This window comes from Sphaerisporangium rufum (assembly GCF_016863395.1).
GTDB classification, from domain to species: domain Bacteria; phylum Actinomycetota; class Actinomycetes; order Streptosporangiales; family Streptosporangiaceae; genus Sphaerisporangium; species Sphaerisporangium rufum.
Genome location: NZ_BOOU01000145.1, coordinates 1 through 1,249 on the forward strand (window position 1 = coordinate 1; position 1,249 = coordinate 1,249).

The window sequence follows — 1,249 nt, forward strand, 5'->3', positions numbered from 1 at the left end:
GAGGGAAACGCCCCCGGCGCCCCCGCCGCGCGCCCTCACCCCCAGGAGGCCGCCACGAACCGCCGCGAAGTCTTCCGTCTCGGCGCCACCAGCATGGCCCTCGGTCTGAGCGAGAGCATCCGGCGAGGACCTGACCTGCTGGAGCAGGCTCTCGACAACGGCAATGCCGGCGCAGGCCGGCTGGTGTTCCTGGAGAACGAGGCCGACCGGCTCGGCGCGGCCGTGGTCAAGGTCCCGCCCGCCGGGCTCGTGCCGGAAACCCTGCTCCATCTGACCAGCGTCCGGGAGTTGCTCACCTGCCGCCAGTCCCTCGGCGCGCAGCGCCGGCTGACGATGGTCGCGTCCAGGCTGTCGGTGGTGATGGGCGAGATCATGTTCAACACCAACAACTTCCCGCTGGCTCGACGCTGGTACACCACGGCCGTCCGAGCCGCCGACGAGGCCGGCGACCGGTACACGGCCGATATCGCCCTGGCCAGTTCGGCGTACCTGCCGACGTACGCGGGCGACCCGCGCGCCGTACTGGCCATCGTCATGCCCCGGCTCGAAGCGGCGGTGGGGGCGACCCCGGCACTCGCCTGGATGTGGGGCTTCGCCGCCCTGGCCCACGCCACCCTCGGCGACCGCGCAGCATTTGAGCGGGCCAACGACAGATCCCGGATCATGCTCGATCGCTGCAAGCGCGAAACGCTCTATCCGGGGATCTTCTCGTACCTCCCTGAAAAGCAGGCGTTCTACGAAGCCCGCGGCTGGGCGGACCTCGGACACGTGGACATGGCAGGAGGCGCGGCGGCCCGCGCGCTGGCGGCATTCGATCCGACTCTGACCACGAACAGGGCACTCGTACGGTTCTCGCATGCCAGCGCACTCGCCAAGTCCGGGCAGGTCGAGGAGGCCTGCAGCGTCGCCACTGCGGCCATCCGGGACCCGCACACCTACCAGAGCATCTCCGTGGTGCTACGCGCGCACGAGTTCGACGGTCTGCTCGGCACAACAGGGATGGCGACCGCCGAGTGGCGAGAGGCGTTGGCCGGTATCCGGGCACCAGACCCGGTCACGCTGTTCTCTTCGTGAAACCCGGGACCAGCTCTGCGGCCCCGCGCGGGATTGCAGCTTGAAGGCCTGGAATCAGCGATGCGGCGCCATCACGTCATTCAGCACGCCAAGGATAATCACTTCAGGTAGTCGTCAGATCGCGGAAAGTAGGTATCGGGGGTGTCGGTGTCGGGTCGGCAGACGTTGCTGAGGG

1 protein-coding gene is annotated in these 1,249 nt (G+C 68.8%); it reads left to right on the forward strand.

The annotated features are described in order from the left end of the window. On the forward strand, window positions 1-1,074 hold a 1,074-nt coding region (locus tag Sru01_RS35055), incomplete at its 5' end, for an NsdA family TPR-like regulatory protein (RefSeq protein WP_203995238.1). Between the last annotated feature and the right edge of the window lie 175 nt (window positions 1,075-1,249).